This window comes from Pseudomonas sp. GW456-12-1-14-TSB6 (assembly GCF_059424205.1).
The window spans coordinates 80247-100058 of the sequence record NZ_JBWKZE010000022.1 but is presented as its reverse complement, the minus strand read 5'-3'; the positions used below and the strand labels follow the sequence as shown (position 1 = coordinate 100058).

The 19812-nt window shown below is 59.8% G+C and carries 14 protein-coding genes; 6 read left to right on the top strand and 8 right to left on the bottom strand.

Annotation, left to right across the window (positions count from 1 at the left end):
• Positions 1 to 38: 38 nt before the first annotated feature.
• Positions 39 to 5087 (top strand): NEL-type E3 ubiquitin ligase domain-containing protein, encoded by a 5049-nt coding sequence (locus tag AC07Y2_RS20210; RefSeq protein ID WP_103386700.1) that lies wholly within the window; start codon positions 39 to 41, stop codon positions 5085 to 5087.
• Positions 5088 to 5155: 68 nt separating this feature from the next.
• Here AC07Y2_RS20210 and AC07Y2_RS20205 read toward each other — a convergent pair whose 3' ends face one another.
• The 6 genes from AC07Y2_RS20205 to AC07Y2_RS20180 all read right to left on the bottom strand — a co-directional run bounded on the left by AC07Y2_RS20205 (position 5156) and on the right by AC07Y2_RS20180 (position 12063).
• Positions 5156 to 6418 carry a hypothetical protein gene (locus tag AC07Y2_RS20205; protein WP_254778404.1) on the bottom strand — a complete coding sequence of 421 codons (1263 nt, stop codon included), beginning with the start codon at positions 6416 to 6418 and terminating at the stop codon, positions 5156 to 5158.
• Positions 6415 to 6915 carry a CS1 type fimbrial major subunit gene (locus tag AC07Y2_RS20200; RefSeq protein ID WP_052266521.1) on the bottom strand — a complete coding sequence of 167 codons (501 nt, stop codon included), beginning with the start codon at positions 6913 to 6915 and terminating at the stop codon, positions 6415 to 6417. The genes AC07Y2_RS20205 and AC07Y2_RS20200 overlap by 4 nt, the downstream gene beginning before the upstream one ends.
• Before the next feature lie 34 nt (positions 6916 to 6949).
• Entirely contained in the window at positions 6950 to 7693 is a 744-nt protein-coding gene (locus AC07Y2_RS20195; RefSeq protein ID WP_039765783.1) for a pilus assembly protein, read from the bottom strand.
• A 44-nt stretch (positions 7694 to 7737) separates the two neighbouring features.
• Positions 7738 to 8952 carry a hypothetical protein gene (locus AC07Y2_RS20190; protein WP_039765781.1) on the bottom strand — a complete coding sequence of 405 codons (1215 nt, stop codon included), beginning with the start codon at positions 8950 to 8952 and terminating at the stop codon, positions 7738 to 7740.
• A 4-nt stretch (positions 8953 to 8956) separates the two neighbouring features.
• Complete coding sequence (locus tag AC07Y2_RS20185) at positions 8957 to 11479, bottom strand: CS1-pili formation C-terminal domain-containing protein (protein ID WP_039765779.1); 2523 nt, start codon at positions 11477 to 11479, stop codon at positions 8957 to 8959.
• Between the two features lie 83 nt (positions 11480 to 11562).
• Positions 11563 to 12063, bottom strand: coding sequence for a CS1 type fimbrial major subunit (locus AC07Y2_RS20180; RefSeq protein ID WP_178082865.1), 501 nt, complete (start codon positions 12061 to 12063; stop codon positions 11563 to 11565).
• Between the two features lie 501 nt (positions 12064 to 12564).
• Here AC07Y2_RS20180 and AC07Y2_RS20175 point away from each other — a divergent pair.
• Positions 12565 to 13140 (top strand): PadR family transcriptional regulator, encoded by a 576-nt coding sequence (locus AC07Y2_RS20175; protein WP_039765773.1) that lies wholly within the window; start codon positions 12565 to 12567, stop codon positions 13138 to 13140.
• Positions 13137 to 13922 carry a siderophore-interacting protein gene (locus tag AC07Y2_RS20170; RefSeq protein WP_064383885.1) on the top strand — a complete coding sequence of 262 codons (786 nt, stop codon included), beginning with the start codon at positions 13137 to 13139 and terminating at the stop codon, positions 13920 to 13922. Before AC07Y2_RS20175 ends, AC07Y2_RS20170 begins: the two co-directional genes overlap by 4 nt.
• A gap of 18 nt (positions 13923 to 13940) precedes the next feature.
• On the opposite strand, the gene AC07Y2_RS20165 is transcribed toward AC07Y2_RS20170, so the two are convergent.
• Entirely contained in the window at positions 13941 to 14579 is a 639-nt protein-coding gene (locus tag AC07Y2_RS20165) for a Pr6Pr family membrane protein (RefSeq protein WP_103386701.1), read from the bottom strand.
• A 1-nt stretch (position 14580) separates the two neighbouring features.
• On the bottom strand, positions 14581 to 14811 hold the full coding sequence (locus tag AC07Y2_RS20160; RefSeq protein ID WP_007956650.1) for a VF530 family protein: 231 nt from the start codon (positions 14809 to 14811) through the stop codon (positions 14581 to 14583).
• Positions 14812 to 15112: 301 nt separating this feature from the next.
• Here AC07Y2_RS20160 and AC07Y2_RS20155 point away from each other — a divergent pair, with 301 nt between their 5' ends.
• From AC07Y2_RS20155 to AC07Y2_RS20145, 3 genes are all read left to right on the top strand, one after another.
• On the top strand, positions 15113 to 16474 hold the full coding sequence (locus AC07Y2_RS20155; RefSeq protein WP_103386702.1) for a carbohydrate porin: 1362 nt from the start codon (positions 15113 to 15115) through the stop codon (positions 16472 to 16474).
• A gap of 135 nt (positions 16475 to 16609) precedes the next feature.
• Positions 16610 to 19021: a glucose/quinate/shikimate family membrane-bound PQQ-dependent dehydrogenase gene (locus tag AC07Y2_RS20150; protein WP_103386703.1), complete on the top strand. Its 2412-nt coding sequence runs from the start codon at positions 16610 to 16612 to the stop codon at positions 19019 to 19021.
• A 409-nt stretch (positions 19022 to 19430) separates the two neighbouring features.
• A complete protein-coding gene (locus tag AC07Y2_RS20145) occupies positions 19431 to 19805 on the top strand; it encodes a DUF6124 family protein (protein ID WP_064383889.1) in 375 nt (124 codons plus the stop codon).
• Positions 19806 to 19812: the final 7 nt, after the last annotated feature.

Below are 19812 nucleotides of genomic sequence, written 5' to 3'. Positions count from 1 at the left end.
TTAGCCTTGAAACTTCCGACTGACTCAAGGCTTTAGCAATGACCGCAACAATTGAAAACAAAGGGCAACATTACGACTTGATTAAGTCGAACATCGACTCCGTTTTTCTCGATATGCAATTGCATCGAAGTCACGCACTGAGGCGAGTGCCCCTGCGCAATGAAAAGTGGATAAGCGCAGCACCGCCCAAGCACCTGGAACGCATGAACAATGCCAACAGGAAAGCCTGGAATGCACAAAACACGATCGACAATACACTCGCAAAACTGAAGGACATTCAGGCTTTCGCCGAACCTTTGCTGAAGGCAAAGCTGCTTGAAAAATTCAACATCGATGTCGACGTAAAAAATACTTATCTGCGGTTATACGTTTCCCGGGAAAGCAGCTGGTGGGCCATTCAAGTTATACCCGGCTATACCGCAAGAACAGTTTCATTGCTGGATGCAGCACTGCACAACTTTGCCTACGACGAAACATTCGAGAAACACTCCGCGTTCCTGGAAAAGACCGATGCGGCCCGTGAGCTGTTCGATATTTCACCGATCGACAAAATCATCAGTGTGAGCCAGTTCCAGTCACTGTGTCGGGAGCTGGATATCGGTGCGCAATACAAGGCCCACCTCGAAGAACATCTGCTCAACAGGGAGCCGGTCGCCCAGGCTTTTCTGAAACTGCAAGTCCAGCGCAGTCAGCAAGCGGCCCTAAAGGCAGCCGCGCACATTGCGCTGGCCAAAAAAGATATCGGCCGGCAGGCCCATTTGCTCATTCGGGACCTGCTCGAAGGTCAGGAGCACCTGAAGCTGGGCGAGCAAGCCATGAAGGTGTGCGAGCTGGGCATGATGGACCTGAACTTCACCGGGATCCTGATCATCCGGCCCGATCCCGATCAGAAGCAGCACTCGCAGACAATGATCGCCTACGTGCCACAGGATCCCGAACACCCGCTCAAGGAGTACCCCTCGACGATCGAATTCATGAACGAACTGAGCCGCCAGCTGAGAGACAACCAGACCGCGCAGTCCAGCGGTATCACGTATCGCCAGTTTTTCAGTCAGTTCGTCGATCACGAACAGCGCGGCCATTTCTTCGCCGACCTTCAACAGCGGCTCACTTACATCAAATGGTATCCAAAGGAACGAGGCGATCCCCGCCCCTCCTGGCGTGAAACGCCTGTGGACAAACCACAACTGCAATTCAGCGCGCCCCCGATCACCGAACCGCTGTGGACTTACCTCTACCAGCAACAACTCAACAAGATCCTCAACGACGCCCGAGTCATCGCCGTGTCCACAGCGGACGCAGACAGCCGCGCACGCTGGGCCTGGTGGGAAAACTTCAAGAAAATCGCTTCCGACATCTTCAGTGTGGCGTTGCTGGTCGTGACCCCTTTCGTGCCATTGCTGGGCGAAGCCATGCTGGCCTATACCGCGTTTCAAATCATCAACGAAGCGATCGAAGGGGTAGGAGATCTGATTCAGGGGCACTACGCCGAATTCGGCGAGCATGTGCTGGGTGTGATCACCGATATCCTGCAACTGGCGGCATTCAACGCCGGCTCGAACATCGGCAGTGCATTCCGGCTCAAATTGTCGCCCCTGGTCGAGAATATGAAACCGGTGCGTTCGATCGACGGCAAGACGCGCCTGTGGCACCCCGACCTCACGCCCTACGAGCAACTGGGCCTGGCGCTGCCAGAGACATCAAAACCCGATGCACTTGGCCTGCATCGTCATTCGGGCAAGACCTTCCTGCCCATCGAAGGCAAACACTACGAAGTGCAACTCGACCCGCAGGGCGAGACGCATCGCATCGTTCACCCGACACGCGCCCAGGCCTACTGGCCCGAAGCCCGGCATAACGGCCAGGGGGCCTGGACTCTGGAAGGCGAAAAGCCGCAAGACTGGGAGGGATCGCAACTGATGCAGCGTCTGGGGCACTCCACCGAGGGCTATAACCCCGCCGAACTGGAAAAGCTGCGCAGCATCAGCGGTACCTCCGACGACTCGCTGCGTCGCATGCACGTCGAAAACGCCGCCCCGCCTCCGTTGCTGGCTGACACCCTCACCCGCTTCAAGACCTGGGAACGTACCCGTGGCTTGAGCCACCTGGTGCGCACCGGACAGCCGCTGCCCGCCGGTTCGTTCTGGTTCGAGACCATCGCCCCAAGCTTGCCGGGATGGCCCGTCGAGAAGGGCTTGAGAGTCTATGAAAACGCGGACCTCAGTGGCGCCTTTCGCCAGTACGGTCATTCAGGCGTCACGCCTGAGAACACCCTGAACATCAGCCTGGCGGACATGACAAGCGGCCGACTGCCGGAGCGACTGACGGCGTTTTTGAGTGAACAGGACATGACTGCCCTGCTGGGCAGTCCCTATCCCCGCGACCGGCAGGTCCAGGCTTTGCGGGACAAACTGGCGCACGCCGTGGAAACCCGGACACCCGAGATTTTCGATTACCAATACCGTCTTCAGGACCGCTCCGACGATCCACAGGTGCACCTGCTGCAAAGCGAATTTCCACAACTGCCGTCCTCGGTGGCGCGTCCATTGCTGGAACGGGCAACGGATGGCGAGCGGCAAATCATCGCCGAACAACAGCGTATTCCGCTGCGCGTGAAGAACATGGCCCGTGAAAGCGCTTTCGAAACCCGTGCGACGCGCGCCGTCGAGGGCCTGCACGAACCCGCGCTGCTGGTACCGGATACCGAACGGCTCATCCTCAATACCCTGAAGATTCACACCGACACCTTCGGCGACTTGCGTATCGAAGTCCGGGACGGAACCCCTGACGGGCCACTACGTTCCAGCACCGGCCCCGAAGAAGCGGGCACCGTGCGCACGCTGATCAGAGACGATCGCGGCCGCTACGAAGTGTTGGATGCCGCTCAGCGAAAGCAGCATGACGCCGATGATTTCTATCAAGCTGTCCTGCTGGCCCTGCCCGAAGACAAACGTGCTGCGCTGGGCTATCGCACTGACCAGGGAGAAATGTTCAGACAATGGGTCACGGTCAAAACCGCCCCCCCGACCGAACGTCGGACTCTGCTCGCCCGCCCCCCCCTGCGCGCCGTTGTGCCACGGGACACCGAGTTGCTGCTACGAGGTCCGGGATTGTCGAAGGTCTGGCCGTTCGCGGAAAAAACCGTCGAAACCAAAGTGCAGGAGATGTATCCGCACTTCGATGAAAACGAGGTGGCCGCATTCACCCGCTCACTGCATGCCAAAGGCGACCCGCATCAGGAAATCGCACGCCTGAAACAGGAGCGCGAGGAGCTGAAGCAAAAACTCGAGAACTGGCGCCAGCGCTATCTGGAGGACTATGACCCGGATGACGGCGGACGCTTGCCGGACGCCTATTGGGATTACGAGCGCAAGGGTGGCAGGCTCATCGCGGAGCGCCTGATGGAGTGTTTCGACCGAAAGTCCGAGGTTTTCGGTGAACGCAGCTCCAGTCTGGAAGACGGGTATGCCCTTGACCTGTCCACGGAAGTCCTGCCAAGCGACCTCGAGCGCTGGTGGAAACAGATGCCGAATGATCTCAAACCCTTTCTGCAACAAGTCACTACGGTGAATCTGGATCGCCAGCAGTTCTCACCCGGACCAAGCGGCCTGCTCAAGGACTTCCCCAATCTGCAGCAGCTCAGCGCCAGAAACTGCGGTTTGAGAACGCTGCCCGACAGCATCGGCCAACAGCGTCAGCTCAGAACCCTGCGCCTGAGTGACAACATGATCGAACTGACTCCGCCCGCCATCGAACAGCTGCAGAACCTCGAGCATCTGGAAACCCTGAGACTGGACAACAATCCCCTGGGCGACTCGCCGCCCATTCAGCATATGCCGAAACTCAAGGTGCTGAACCTGGCCAATACGAATATCACCGCCTGGCCGGCGGGGCTGTTCAGCCATCCCAGGCCCAAGGGCTTTTTCCTCGATCTGCTGAAAAACCGGCTCCACTCGATTCCCGAAGTTGCCCCGGGCTCGGACAAGGCCTTTCTCATTGCCCGCACCCGGGTCGATCGGACAAAGCTTACGCCAGAGGTACGCAAGTCGTACGGACTGTACCGCGAATCAGTGGGGATGAGTCCCAGGGTAAGGTATCAGCAGCCCGCCGAAGATCTGATGTTGATGTGGATACCGCCCAGCGATGCATCGATGTACAGCGAATCTCCCGGTACCGGTGCCTATCGACCGGAGGCCTGGCACTATCTGGTGAACGAACCCGATTCCCTCGGCTTCTTCACCGTGCTGGAAGGACTTACTCGATCGGCCGACTACAAGCAGGGAGGCCGTGCGAAAGCGCAACTCACCGATCGTGTCTGGCGCATGGTCAATGCCATTGAAATCGACACCCCGTTACGCGAAGAACTGTTCCTCATGTCCACCGAACCCGAAGGTTGCGCAGATGCCGGTGCGCAGCTCTTCAACAACATGGGGGTGAAGGTGCTGGCTTCGGAGGCCCGGCACTTTTCAGTCAGCGCTGACGAAGTCGAAGGCAAGCTGGTGAAACTGGCCAAAGGCTCCGCCCGCCTTGAGCAAGTCACCGGGATTGCACGGGCCGATATCCGGCAAAGAGGAGGCAATCCCGATGAGGTCGAGGTCCACCTGGCTTATGAAACCGGGCTGGCCAAACGCCTGGAACTGCCATGGCAATCCGAAGCCATGAACTTTCGCCCGACAGCCGGCGTCACGGATAAAACCATCGATCAGGCATACGCTACGATCATCGACGCGGAAGCGGGCGACGGTCTGGTCAACCAGATGATCGAGCAACCCTTCTGGGAGCAATACCTGCGCAAGCAATATCCGAGTGATTTCGCTCGCAACACCGAGCTTCATCAGGACAAGCTGGAATTATTGTCCCTGACGAAGGAGTGGCAGGAAGCGCAAAGCCAGGGTCAGGAACCGACGGACGTGCTCAAGCGGCTTGTCAAACTGGCCGAAAAACTGTCCGTCCCGCTGGATGAAGTGCTGACCGGCGAGGAGATGAGTCAGGAAGAGTTCGAAAGCCGGCAACGGGACATCGGTTATCAGGAACGGGAACTGAGCAGACAACTGACGCGTGAAGCGATGGCCCGGGCTGGCATCTGATACACGTCAGCCCGCCCAGCCTCCGGAAGGCCCGGTTGCCAAGGCCTTCCCGGGGCAACACCCTGTGCCTACACTTCCGAATCCCAGATGACGGTGATGTCCCCCTTGTACGTACCCTTGACGCCGGGACGAAACATGAAATCCATGGCCTCCTGAGGCATCTCGAACCGCAGGTTGCCCGACTTGCGCTCCACGTAGTGGCCGGGCTGGAACGGCCCCACCCAGGCATTGTTCATCAACTGCACATTCCTGACCGGTACTCCGCCAGGCCCGGTAATACCGCCGGGCAGACTGAGCAGTGTGTGAACCCAGGTGGCGCCCGACTCTCCGACCAGGCGGCAATCGGGTCCGAAAACCTGGAAGGAATCACACTTCATCATGACCTTGAAAGGGGCGGAGGCGGAGATAAAAAAATTCTGGTCACGGTAGATCTGCGCAGGACGGCTGCCGTTGGCGAGCCAGCGCTGCCAGCCACCCTGAGGCTCCAGCGAGACCTTGTTTCCGCCCGGTGGCAGGTCGACTTTAAGGGTGTGCTGCACATCCAGAACAAAGTCCAGCATCAGGTGGCTGTCCACGGGCCTCAACAAAGGGCCGAAGTCGATTTGTCCACCCGAGCCAAGGATATAAGGTATCGAGCCGGTGTATTGCCCGGTGGACATTGTCAGAGGATTGGGTGTACGCAACTCGTAGGCGAAATCCAGTGTGGAAAACGCCATCGACGGAATCCGGTAGGCAGCGGCTTTGACGCAGGCTGCCTCGACCGGCGTTTTCCAGAAAAAGCCGAAGGTCGTGGCGGTGTAATAACCGACACCGGAATTCTGACAGGGGGGGGCTGCGTTGGCCCAGTTAGTCCCCCACAGCAAGCCATGGGCCTCAGCCGGGTCAGAAACCCCGACCAGACTGGTCGCCGGATCGCTCAGATAGTATTGGGAACCGACACCCATCATGCGCACCTCCACGATGGCTGTCTCCTGTGTATCCCGGTTGGTCACCACCGCCTGACGCCAGTTGGAAGGGACACGCAGCGACACCTCATCTCCGGGCATCAGAGAACGAATGGCCTGGAAAATCAGCGGCGTACGAATACTGAACATTTTATTGGCCGCACATTGCGCGGGATAATCCGCGCAATAGCCGCTGTTCGGCGTCGTGTTGATGAACATGTTTTTTCCGGGTTTGGAAGGGTCGGGTTGAAACACCGCCCGGATTTCCTGATTCGCAGCGTGCGTCACTGACATACCCAGCAGCGCAGCCAGGCCTATCCCTGCTGTGGATCTATTCATCGTTAAAAATCTTTGGCCGAACAATAAAGGGAGTCGGGTGATGTTCATGCGCCGGGTGCCCGTGCATTGAACAGCAGCATCACATTGCCGCTGTAGTCTCCTGGTCGATACCCACCGGCAGGCTTCACCGGTTCGATTTCCAGCAGGACCCGTTTACCGATGGCCGCGTCTTCCTTCGAGACCACTTCTCGCGGGGGCACCTCGGGTCCCAACACAACGCCATTGAAACTGACCTTGAGCCAGATCTCTTCACCCGAGCGGCCGTTCGACAGGTAGGCGGGGCTGTCCAGACGCGCCTCGATTGCACTGGTGTCGTGCCGCACGTCGAAATGCTTGCTCAGGGTGCTCAGAGTTTCGGAGGGATAGTCCCAGTGCAGTTGCTGCGTGCGATGCACCCAGTCCGGTTCGCTGGGAATGATGTAGAACGGCCGGCTCGGAATCGTCAGCGACACTTCGAAGACGTGTTCTTCCCGGGCCGCACCGGCCAGAGCACTCATCAGACTGCCGGCGACCATCAGCGCCAGGCGCGCGCATTGTTTGTTCATGTCTTTGTTACCTGCTGCGTCCTTGGAGGGCGGATCATCGACTCGCGACCTTGAGTGCTTTCTTGCTGTCACCCTCGATCAGAAAAAAGCGGTATTCACGCCCCTTCTCCTTGTCGAACCCGAACGACTTGCCAGCCAGGACATGGTGTTTGGTCACCGCCCCGCAATCGGTGTCATTGCTCAGCGAACAGCTCTTGAACTCATCGACGATCACCACGGAGTTGCCGTTGTTGCGCAGTTCGTAACGGCGGTCGTTTTCCTCCACGGTCGTCTGGAAGCGAGTGTCCTTGGGGCGCACGAACAGAATCGTGCCGAAGCCGGTCATCAGGTTCACCCCTGCCGACATGCTTTTGGCATAGTCCTCGCGCTCCTCGTCCCCCACCACGAAGGCGTCTTCCTTTTCCGGCACCACCGGTACGAAACGCACACGGAAGTAGCGCTCGCGTGTCCGCTCGCCCATGTACAGCAGTCGCGTTCCCTGCATGCCCTCGGCCGGAACGATCAAACGCGCCGGACTCGCCATCACGCCATCGCGAGAGCCTCCGTCGGCTGCATTTTCCAACGGGACTTCCTGCGGTTTGCCTTCGGCGTCGTAGACGATTTCCAGCACGTTCACCTTGACGAACGCCGTGCTGTCACCACTGTTGAACACACGTTTGAGGTAGGTGCTCTTGTTGCCGTCCAGATAGTCATACACCGTGCCGACATTGATTTGCGGCCCGGCCAGTACGGGCCCGCCAGGCAGACCGAGCAGTAAAAGCAGAAACAGGCGTGTCATCGTTTTCAACCCTTTTGAAAATGAAAAGAGATCGATCCGGCTCGTCAGATTTCCGAATCCCAGATAATGGTGATATGGCCCGTGAGCGTGTCGCTGACCCCGGGTTGCAGAAAACTATAGAAATATCGTTCGGGTATCTCGAAACGCAGGTTGCCCGCCTTGCGATCGACGTACTGAACAGGCTGGAACGGGCCAATCCAGGTGTTGTATTGCAATCTGCCGCTCCAGCCGTCGGCACCACCGGGGCCGGAGATCCCCGGCGGTACCGTCATCGTCGTTTCCACCCTGGCACTGCGTCCCGTCGGACTGCCCATATGGCATTCCGTACCGCCCAGAGAGTTGCATTGCATCATCACTTTGAAACGTGACGAGGCCGACAGGTAATACGGCTGGTCGCGGTAGATCCGGCTCGGTCGGCGACCGCTTTCCAGCCAGCTCTGCCAGCCGCCGGCAGGTTCCAGGGACACCTTGTTGCCACCGGGTGGCAGATCGACCTTCAGGGTGTGTTGAACGTCCAGGACGAAATCCAGCGTAAGAAGGCTGTCATCCGGATACATTTGCGAGCCGACGTCGAAGTCCCCTCCTGGCCCAAGGGTGTAATTCAAAGACCCGGTGTAGAGCCCGGATGACATGCGCAGCGGATTGGGTGTGCGCAGTTCATAGGCGAAATCCAGGGTTGGGAAAACCATCCCGGGAATGAGGTAAGCCGCCACCTTGGTACAGGCAGCTTCCACGGGGGTTTTCCAGAAGAACCGATAAGCAGTGGGCGAGTAAGCACCCACGCCGCTGTATTGACACGGAGCCGGTGCATAAACCCAACTGCTGGTGGTCCAGAGTTTTTGATGACCTTCAAGGATGTCCGATACACCGACCAGATTGGCGGCGCTGTCGCTCAGCTCGAACCGGGAGCCGATGCCCGTGACCCGCATTTCGACAATTTCGGTTTCCCGGGTGTCCTGATTGGTGACCGTCACTTGTCTCCAGCTGGCGGGCACTTTCAGTGAAAGTGGAAAGCCGGCCGTCATGAAGCGGCTGGAGGTGAAACGCACGGGCAACTCGATACTGAACACCTGGTTGTCGGCGCATTGTTCGGGATAGATGGCGCAATAACCGCTGCTCGGCGTCTTGTTGATGAACACGTTCTTGTTCGGATGCGCCGGATCGGGCTGAAACAGGGCGCGGATCTCCTGATTCACGGCACCTGCCGGAAAGGTGCTCGCCGCCGCGAGCAACCCGAGCCACCATGTAGACTTTTTCATGGATTCAACCTGCCTTCTGATCGGTTGCGTTGACATCGGCCAACGTATCGGGCGTGCAACGCAGATCACCGATCATCAACACATTGTTTTCGCTGCGGTGGCGGTCGGCGTCGAGGCGGAACTGGCAGAGCAGTTGTTGCCCCTGACGCACCTCCAGCGTGGGGGAGCCGGCGTTCATTTCCATCGAGAAGAAACCGTCGACCTCTGTCACCCCGCGACTGGCGTGGTTGATCACATGGTGGCCCTTGAGCGGACGTCCCTGGGCGTCGACCAGCCGCCCGAGCACGGTCATGGTTCTCATCACGCGCACCTTGCGGTACTCCACGCCGCCCTTGTTCATGTGATAGCGGGTGCGAGCCGGCTCGATCGTGGCGGCCGGAACGGTATTGCCCTCGAAGTCGAAGCTCACCGAACTGTTCTGATAAGCCGTGATCGGGATGAAGTTGCGGCCCGGTCTCAGCGGTGCGCTGCCGCCGCTGTAGTCATCGGCACGCAGCGCGATGTCATCGATATCGGACTCGACGTCGACAATCATGCCGGCGCCGCGCATGTCATGCTGGCTGGTCAGCACCATCCGCTCGCCGCCCATCACCAGTGTGCTGTCCAGGTTCAGACCGCCGGTGAAATTGCCGTTGTACGACGAGCGCTGCACGAAGCCGTCACCGTTGACCGAGTCCGTGCGAAAGCTCGCCAGGCTGGACAGGCCGAGGCCATAAGTGTCGCTGAGCGCGGTCACCGAGACGTTTTGCAGCACGTGATCCTGCAGATTCATGCGCCAGCCGAGGGATGCATTATTGTCGCGCCCACCCTCTCGCGCCGTGCGTGAGCCGATGCTGCCGGTGATCTGCTGACCCGGCCCGCCCAGCGCCAGATTCAGGCTCAGGTCGACCCCGCGATTGCGCGCATCGCCGCTGCTGAAGCTGCCGGGACGATCGAACAGCGAAAGCCGCCAGTTGGCATCGCTGCCGAACAGTACGGTGCGCTGAGTCCAGCCCAGATCCACGCCGAATCCTTCGGTGTTGCCTTCACTGTGGGACACACGGGCATTGATCGAGCTTTTACTGCTGACCCGGTGATTGAGTGCCAGCGATGAATTGCTGGTCTGGCCGATGAACACATTGCGCTGACGCACTCGCGTGCCGTCAGGCAGCGTGTCATAGATGTCGGTGGTATCCAGCCAACTGCGGTTATGGCTGATCACAAGGCTGCCGGCGCCGTAGTTGTAAAGCCCCTGCACGTCCAGACCGGTGCCGTGGTCTTCAGTCTGGTAAACGTTGGCGTACAGGCTGACGCTGTTGGCCAGCGTCCAGTCGATGGAGGTGCCGTATTGCAGCTTTTCGCGGATCTGGCGAGCCGAGAGTCCGAGAATCACCCGTGGGTGCCACAGGTAATTGATCGACGCCCCCGCCGTGGGGTCGCCGCTGGCCTGGCGGTCCCAGTTGCTGAGCAGCTTGGCTTCCTGCCCCGCGAACAGGTTGTAGCGCCAGCGCTCGTCGAGGTTGCGCCAGTTGTTCGGCTTGTACACCAGCTCCTGGGTGGTCGAGGTGGTCTGGCCATCCTCGATCAGGCGCACTTCGACTTCATAGATTCCGCCGGGCAATGGCCGGGTGTCGAGGGTCTGCAAGCCTGCCGGCACCGACTGCGTATTGATCAACAGCCCGTCGCGATAGACCTCCACCGATGCCTGACGGTTGGCCGTCACATAGATGGGATAGATGCTCGGCTTTGGCGAATTGATCGCCAGGCTGTCCGAACTGCCGTACATCACGCCCACGGTCGTATCAGGACTTGTACCAAATGTGCGGGGCTGACGGGTCAGGCCTTCGGATGCCGGCGTGAAGTAGCCCAGACGCACGAAACTGCCCTGCAGCTCACGCTGCGTGTGCAGTTCATGCACGGCGTGATACAGCTGGTCATCCGGTCCGCCCAGACGGGCCAGCTGCATGTTGAATGTCTGGCTCCAGTTCCCGAGGCTGGCGCTGGCTTCCAGGCCGAAACGCCCGCCCAGATCCTGTTCCTGGCCACCATTGAGATTGAGCTGGTTGCGCACGATCAGACCGCTGCTGCCGCCGTCGGGCTGGTCATAGAAGCGCTTGGCCTCGGTGTCGCGCTCGGCGTTTTCGGTGACGATCGATACCAGCGAGCTTTCCAGGTTGTAGTGCACCGCCAGCATCTGTTCGGGGCACTGCCCGGTGCAGGCGCCGAGGGCAACCCCCGGTTTCAGGTAGCTGGCCCAGACGTCGCGTTCTGCAGCACTGAAACGACTGTCATGGGTATCGGTGAATTCCAGCAGTGTCAGGCGATCGTCACGGGACAAGACCACCATGGCCTCGCCCAGCGGTTGCTGATCGAGCTCCACCCGCACGGCCAGGGGAACATCAAAAAAGTGCTCTTCAAAATCCGTCGGCAAACCTTTGGCCTGAGCCAACAGGCTTCGCGGTGTCGTACCGGAAGCCGCAGGTGCCGCCACAGCTGCGGCACAAAACAGCAACGCAAGCGCAGCCGCGATGGGCGTCATCGGAAACATGAACAGTTACTCTGATTACAAAACACACAGGAAGCCCGACTGACAGAAAGTTCTGTCAGTCGGCTTTCGTTACTTTTCAGAAGTCAGAGCTTGACACCGGCCACCGGAGTAACAGCGTCAAACATCATGGTCACCGAACCGGTGTAGTCACCCGGAGTGTAGTTAGTGCCTTTGGCGGTAATACTTACCGGTGCACGATAGTTCACATCGGACTCGGCTTCACCGACGACCATTTGCGGAGTTTGGGTGAGCACCACATTATTGAACTTGACTTCCAGATCGATAACGCTCGAACCACCGACCAGTTTCGGTACACCTTCCAGAGAACCGTGTACCGAGCCGTTGTTGTTGCGCACATCGAAGAAGCCGTTGACCGGTTTCATGGTGCCGGTAATCGGGCTGAAGCTCATGTCCTGATCCTTGCTGACCAGGTCAGGGTCGACCGGCACCACGTAGAAACCGTTGGTTGGCACGTGGGCCACCAGGCTGATGGAGTGACGCGCTTCACCGGCGGCAAATACCATGGAAGAACCCAGTGCCAGTGCAGCCAGTGGAGCAGCCATTGCGATTTTCTTGAACATCATTCATACCCTGTCTTTTTAAAAGGATGGAGCATTGAAAGTTCAAAACAACGCTCGCCCGGACGGTTCGTGCCGGTTTGAACTTTCAACGCCGGGGCATGATCGACGGTTATCACCGGAAAGTAAGCAGGCAACTTCCCACGAACATGTAGTTAAACATGCTCACATCCAGAAAGAAAAAACGCGCATTTTCAAATATTCGTGTCACTAACTGTAAGCCAGACCCTACATACACTTTCTGATAAAAAACCATACAGCAATTGCAACTAACAAACCCGGCGATAATGGCACTTTCTAGAGCATATGCTCAATCATTTATAGAGTGACAACTTTAACTTTGTGGTCATTGCGTTTACAGAAAGCCACTCGCTTCGTGGGCTCGCGAAAAAGCTCTTGAGGCTGGGCAGCCACTCGTCAGGGCGCAAGCGCGATGTGAAAAAAACGCTTGCCGCAACTTAAAGATATATCTTACGTTGTATCTAAATATGACGAGAGAAGACTGAAATGAGAGACCATCATTCCCCCCACCGCGAGCATGGCGACAGCCGTGACGGCTTCGAAAAACGCCACGGCCGCGAGCGCGGCGGTCGCGGACCACGGGTGTTTGCCCCCGGCGATCTGAAACTGCTGTTGCTGGCGCTGATCGCCGAACAGCCCTGCCATGGCTACGACCTGATCCGCCAGATCGAAACCATGTTCGACGGCGCCTACAGCCCCAGCCCCGGCGTGATCTACCCGACCCTGACCTTCCTTGAAGAAAGCGAAATGATCAGCGGCGATGCCGAGGGCGGGAAAAAACGCTACGCCGTGACCGATGCCGGTCGCCAGTCCCTGAGCGAACAGGCGGTGGCCCTGGACGGCGTGCGCATGCGCATCGACGTCAGCAAGCGCTCGCTACGCGGCCACGACCGGCCGCCGGAAATCCATGAAGCGGTGCACAACCTGCGCCATGCCCTGCAGATGCACCACGGACGCTGGAGCCCGGAAGAAATCCTGCGGGTGCGCGACCTGCTCAACGACACCGCCAAAGCCATCGTCGACGGCCCCGCCGTTCAATCTGCCCCGGAGAAAGCCGAATGACCGCAGTCGATACCCAAACCATTCACCGCGTCATGCATGAAATCAAACGTCGTCGCCTGGAAGTCTTGCGCGTCGTCGACCTGACTCCGCGCATGCGCCGCATCACCCTCGGCGGGCCGGAACTGGCCGGCTTCATCAGCCTCGGTACCGACGATCACGTCAAACTGCTGTTCCCGCAGAACGCCGAACAGGCCGCGGCGCTGGAAACCCTGGTGCTCGGCGCCGGCAAGAGCGACGTGCCGATGCCGGAAATGCGCGACTACACCCCGCGCCGCTACGACCTCGACAAGCTTGAGCTGGACATCGACTTCGTCCTGCACGGCGACGGCCCTGCCTCGACCTGGGCGGAACAGGCCAAGCCCGGGCAATTCCTGCACATCGGCGGCCCGCGTGGCTCGATGATCGTGCCGGACATTTTCGACAGCTACCTGCTGATCGGCGACGAAACCGCCCTGCCCGCCATCGCCCGCCGCCTAGAAGGGCTGGCAGCCAATCGCAAGGCGCTGGTGGTGATCGAAGTGGAAAACGGCAAGGAGCAGCAAACCCTGGAAAGCGCGGCGCAGGTCAATGTGATCTGGGTTTTGCGTGAGGGTGGCAAGGACAATCTGCTGACGACCGTCAAACAGTTGCAGGTGCCCAAGGGCAATCTGTATGCGTGGGTGGCGACCGAGACCAAGGTTTCGCGGCAGATCCGCCGGGTGCTGCTCGATGAGCACGGACTCGACGAGAAGTTCGTCAAAGCGGTCGGTTACTGGCGCGCCGAGGGCTCCGAAGAGGAGTGAATACGAGCGGCGGCGCTGCTAAAGGCGCCGCCCCTGCCAGCGGTCGATGCCAATCACCAGCAACGCAATCAGCACAAACCCCAGCAGAATCCCCCCGGCATTGACGAACACCTGTGGATAACCCAACAGCGCCACGTCAATGAACGGGTACGCGTAAGCCCCCAGCAAATGCCCGCGCAACAGCGCATAGGCGAAGTACACCAGCGGATAAATCAGCCACAGCGGCAGGTGCTTCAGACGCAAGCTGCCCTTCGGCACGCACAACCACCAATAAGCCAGAAACAGCAGCGGCATCACGTCGTGGAGCAATTCGTCGGCGATAAATTGCCAACCCTGCGGATGCCACAGATGTCGTAGCAGAATGCTGTAAGCCAGGCCCACCACCGCAATACTGACGGCAATCCCGCTGCTGACCCACGGTTGCAGAAACCAGCGCCGCGCAGCGGATTCGCGCTCGGTCACCGCGCAGGTCAGCACCACCGCCACCAGGGTGTTGGTGAGCACGGTGAAGTAACTGAAAAAACTCACCAGCCCGCCCAGCAGACTGGCGCCGACGCTCAGCCGGGCGAAGAAAATCAGGTACAGCTGAATCACCAGCCCGGCCCAGCCCAGCACCGCAGCCGAAGTAATCAGGCGTCGCCGCAATACGGCGTCCATCTCAGAGTGGTCGCTTGGTGCGCATCAGTTTCACGTACAGCCGCTCGACTTTCTCCCGCGCCCATGGCGTCTTGCGCAAAAAGGTCAGGCTCGACTTGATGGTCGGATCGCTCTTGAAGCAACGGATGTCGATGCGCTCGGCCAGGCCCGACCATTCGTAGTGGGTCACCAGTGCATTGAGGATCTGTTCGAGGGTCACGCCGTGCAGCGGATCGGGGTTGTGGTCGTTCATGCCGGGCCTTTGGGCGAAGTGAAAATACAGAAGCCGCGCACCTTAGCCGAGGGCATGGGCGGGTGGAAGCCCTTGGGTTAAATGTAGGCCAACCGGAGAAGATCGCAGGTCTGCGCCAATGCCCGCAATGCGCTGTATTGCCGCACTGTTACCGAATCCGAAAGGGTTCATGTCAGCAAAAGCCCTTTGTGTTTTTGTAACAGGACATTATCCTGCCGCCCTTCTGCTGAACCGCTTCACTGCCTGCGTCAAATCGTAGCGGCCAGCTTATCCCCCAAAAAGATCAAGAAAGACCCTATTCATGCCCGATTTTCCGTTCTCCCGAGACAGCGCTATCTCCACCCTGCGCCTGATCGGCGGCTGCACCGCCCTTGGCCTCGCCACCTGCACTCAGGCCGCCCCGGCCTTCGACAGTGAATCATCGTGGATGCTCGGTGACTGGAACGGCACCCGCAGCGAACTCGCGGCAAAAGGTATCGACTTCAAGCTCGACTACACCGGCGAAATGGGCAGCAACCTGCACGGCGGCTACGACCACGACCGCACCGCGCGCTACAGCGACCAATGGGGCCTCGGCACCCATCTGGACCTGCAAAAACTGCTGGGCTGGAACGACGCTGAATTTCAGCTGACCGTGACCAAACGCAGCGGCAACAACATCAGCAACGACCGCATCAACGACCCGCGCGTCGGCGGCTTCACCTCGGCCCAGGAAGTCTGGGGCCGTGGCCAGACCACCCGCCTGACGCAGATGTGGTACCAGCAGAAATTCTTCGACCAGAAGCTCGACATCAAGGTCGGCCGCTTCGGCGAAGGCGAAGACTTCAACAGCTTCCCGTGCGACTTCCAGAACCTGGCGTTCTGTGGCTCGCAGGTCGGCAACTGGGTCGGCGGTATCTGGTACAACTGGCCGGTCAGCCAATGGGCGCTGCGCGTCAAATATCACCTGACGCCAGAGCTGTACGCGCAAGTCGGCGCTTATGAGCAAAACCCGTCGAACCTCGATCGTGGCAATGGCTTCAAGCTCAGTGGCAGCGGCACCCAGGGCGCGATCCTGCCGATCGAACTGGTGTGGAAACCGAAGCTCAACGGCCTGCCGGGCGAATACCGCGCCGGTTACTACTACAGCAACGCCAAGGCCACCGATGCCTATAAAGACAGCAACGGCCAGCCCGCTGCCCTGAGCGGCGAAGCCTATCGCAGCGCTTCGAGCAAGCATGGCGTGTGGCTCGGCGTGCAGCAGCAGATCACCAGCGTGGCCAGTGACAACTCCCGCGGTCTGAGCGTGTTTGCCAACGGCACGATGCATGACAAGAAGACCAACGCCATCGACAACTACGTCCAGGCCGGTGTGGTCTACAAGGGCCCGTTCGACGCCCGCGCAAAAGATGACATCGGCTTCGCCCTGGCCCGCGTCCACGTCAACCCGGCGTACCGCAAGAACGCCGAGGCGACCAACCAGGCCCGCGCTGTCTACGACTACGACGATCCGTCCTTCCTGCCCCCACAGGACACCGAATACAGCGCCGAACTCTATTACGGCGTGCACGTCACCAACTGGCTGACCGTGCGCCCGAACCTGCAATACATCCGCCATCCGGGCGGTGTGGACAAGGTCGACGACGCGCTGATCGGCGGGATCAAGATCCAGTCGTCGTTCTAATCCAGCGCACGCGGCTCAGTCCTGCGAAAGAAATTCGATAGCAAGACAAGTTTTTATCTGAACCATGCCTGCGCCCAATCGTCATCTAAAGTGACTACAGCGCGGGACTACATAAACGTCACGGAGAATCACACTATGAGCACTGAAGGTGCTTCGAGTCGAAGCCGTCTTCTGCCGAACCTGCTCGGCATTCTGCTTCTGCTGATGGGCCTGGCCATGCTGGCCGGGGGAATCAAGCTGAGTACGCTCGGCGGCTCGCTGTATTACCTGCTGGCCGGTATCGGCATCACGCTGACCGGCATTCTGATGCTGATGCGTCGCCGCGCAGCATTGGGCCTGTACGCCATCGTGCTGTTCGCCAGCACCGTCTGGGCGCTGTGGGAAGTCGGCCTGGACTGGTGGCAACTGGTGCCGCGTCTGGCGCTGTGGTTTGTCCTCGGTTTTGTGATGCTGCTGCCGTGGTTCCGTCGTCCGCTGCTGCTCGCAGGCCCTGCGCCGATGGGCACCGGCGGCCTGACCGTGGCCGTGATTCTGGCCGGCGTCACCGCCCTGGCCAGCCTCTTCACCCACCCGGGCGAAATCTTTGGTGAACTGGGTCGCGACACCGCCGACACCACCAGCACCGCGCCAGCCATGCCTGATGGCGACTGGCAGGCCTATGGCCGCACCGAGTTCGGTGACCGCTACTCGCCACTCAAGCAGATCACCCCGGCCAACGTCGGCAAACTGCAGGAAGCCTGGCGCATCCAGACCGGCGACCTGCCGACCGCCGATGACCCGGTCGAGCTGACCAACGAAAACACCCCGCTCAAAGCCAACGGCATGCTCTACGCCTGCACCGCCCACAGCAGAGTGCTGGCGCTGGACCCGGACACCGGCAAGGAACTGTGGCGCTTCGACCCGCAGATCAAAAGCCCGGTCGGCTTCAAGGGCTTCGCCCACATGACCTGCCGTGGCGTGTCGTACTACGACGAAGCCGCTTACGCCAAGTCTGAAAACGCAGCCTCCGCTGTCATCTCCGAGGCCGGCAAAGCCGTCGCCCAGGCCTGCCCGCGTCGCCTGTACCTGCCGACTGCCGATGCACGCCTGATCGCACTGAATGCCGACACCGGCAAGATCTGCGAAGGCTTCGGCACCAACGGTGTGGTTGACCTGACCCAGGGCATCGGCCCGTTCACTGCCGGTGGTTACTACTCGACTTCGCCTGCCGCTATCACCCGTGATCTGGTGATCATGGGCGGCCACGTGACCGACAACGAATCGACCAACGAGCCATCGGGCGTGATCCGCGCGTTCGACGTGCGTGACGGTCACCTCGTCTGGAACTGGGACAGCGACAAGCCAGACGCCACCGAGCCTTTGGCGCCAGGCGAAACCTACAGCCGCAACTCGGCCAACATGTGGTCGCTGGCCAGCGTCGATGAAAAACTCGGCATGGTTTACCTGCCACTGGGCAACCAGACCCCGGACCAATGGGGCGCCGACCGCACCCCGGGCGCCGAGAAATTCAGCGCCGGCATCGTGGCTCTGGACCTGGCCACCGGTAAAGTGCGCTGGAACTACCAGTTCACCCACCACGACCTGTGGGACATGGACGTCGGCAGCCAGCCAACCCTGCTGGACATGAAAACCGCCGACGGCATCAAACCTGCGCTGATCGCCCCGACCAAACAGGGCAGCCTGTACGTCCTCGACCGTCGTGACGGCACGCCGATCATTCCGATCAAGGAAATCCCGGTTCCCCAAGGCGCCGTGAAAGGCGACCACACCGCCCCGACCCAGGCCCGTTCGGACCTGAACCTGCTGGCCCCGGAACTGACCGAAAAAGCCATGTGGGGCGCCAGCCCGTTCGACCAGATGCTGTGCCGCATCCAGTTCAAGGAACTGCGCTACGAAGGCCAATACACGCCTCCGTCGGAACAGGGCAGCCTGATCTACCCGGGTAACGTCGGTGTGTTCAACTGGGGCGGCGTCTCGGTCGACCCGGTTCGCCAGATGCTGTTCACCAGCCCGAACTACATGGCCTTCGTCTCGAAAATGGTGCCTCGCGAAAAAGTCGCGGCCGGCAGCAAACGCGAGAGCGAAACCGCTGGCGTTCAACCGAACACCGGCGCGCCATACGCGGTGATCATGCACCCGTTCATGTCGCCACTGGGCGTACCGTGCCAGGCTCCGGCCTGGGGCTACGTCGCCGGTATCGACCTGACCACCGGCAAAGTCGTCTGGAAACGCAAAAACGGCACCAGCCGCGACAGCTCGCCAATCCCGATCGGCTTCACCCTGGGCGTGCCAAGCATGGGCGGCTCGATCGTCACTGCCGGCGGCGTCGGCTTCCTCAGCGGCACCCTCGACCAGTACCTGCGCGCCTACGACGTGAACACCGGTAAAGAACTGTGGAAATCGCGTCTGCCTGCCGGCGGCCAAGCGACCCCGATGACCTACACCGGCAAGGACGGCAAGCAATACGTCCTGCTCGTGGTGGGTGGTCACGGTTCGTTGGGCACCAAGATGGGTGACTATGTGATTGCGTACAAACTGCCGGAATAAGTTTTAGCGGCGGTAAAGGAAAGGCGATGCCCTGAGAGGGGTGTCGCCTTTTTTTGTGGGCTGCGTATTTTTAAACGGGGTGTTTATGTCCTACAGACGGGGTGTTTGCAGGGGATGTTTCTGACATGTCGCGTCGGTTGTGGCTCGGAAATGGGGTGGATAGGCTTTGGGGGTCGCTGAAACATTCAGCGAACGGGCGTCGCAGTCCGTGCAGTTCACTTGGTGCATAATCGCCACCCCAAACTGGAGTGCTTCGGTATTTCTCGTTTGCTTATGGTGGCTGTGCGCGGGATACCTTCGGGTATGCCGGGTTTTCAGGTGGACCGGTCTGCGACCCCGCGCACAGCTACCACCCTCCGTCGCGTCGCAGCGATTCGTGGTAGCTCAAATTGCCACTTGGAGTTCCATCATGAAAAAACCAACACCCAATCCTCCCGAATCAAACGACACCTCACCCTACGAATCCGCCGATTCGAAGAAACTCCACGAAGCCGCCGAACGCGCGCTCGACCACCATTTCAATCCGATTCCAAAAAAATGCCCCGGCCGCCGACCGAGCCAGATGTTCCAGATATCGCCAGACATGGACGATGAAAGCCTGTTGGCCCATGCCTGTGAGTCCCTGGCCACCGCCAGCGTCATGGCCAGTGATGTAGCGGCTTTTGTCGATACGCCGCAGCGACATCGGATCCTCGGGATTCAGCAGGTGATCATGCTGGCGGAACTGGCGGTGAATCGGGTGCTGGATAACGTCGAAGTACAGCGTTACCCGACACACAGCTAAGTCGCCC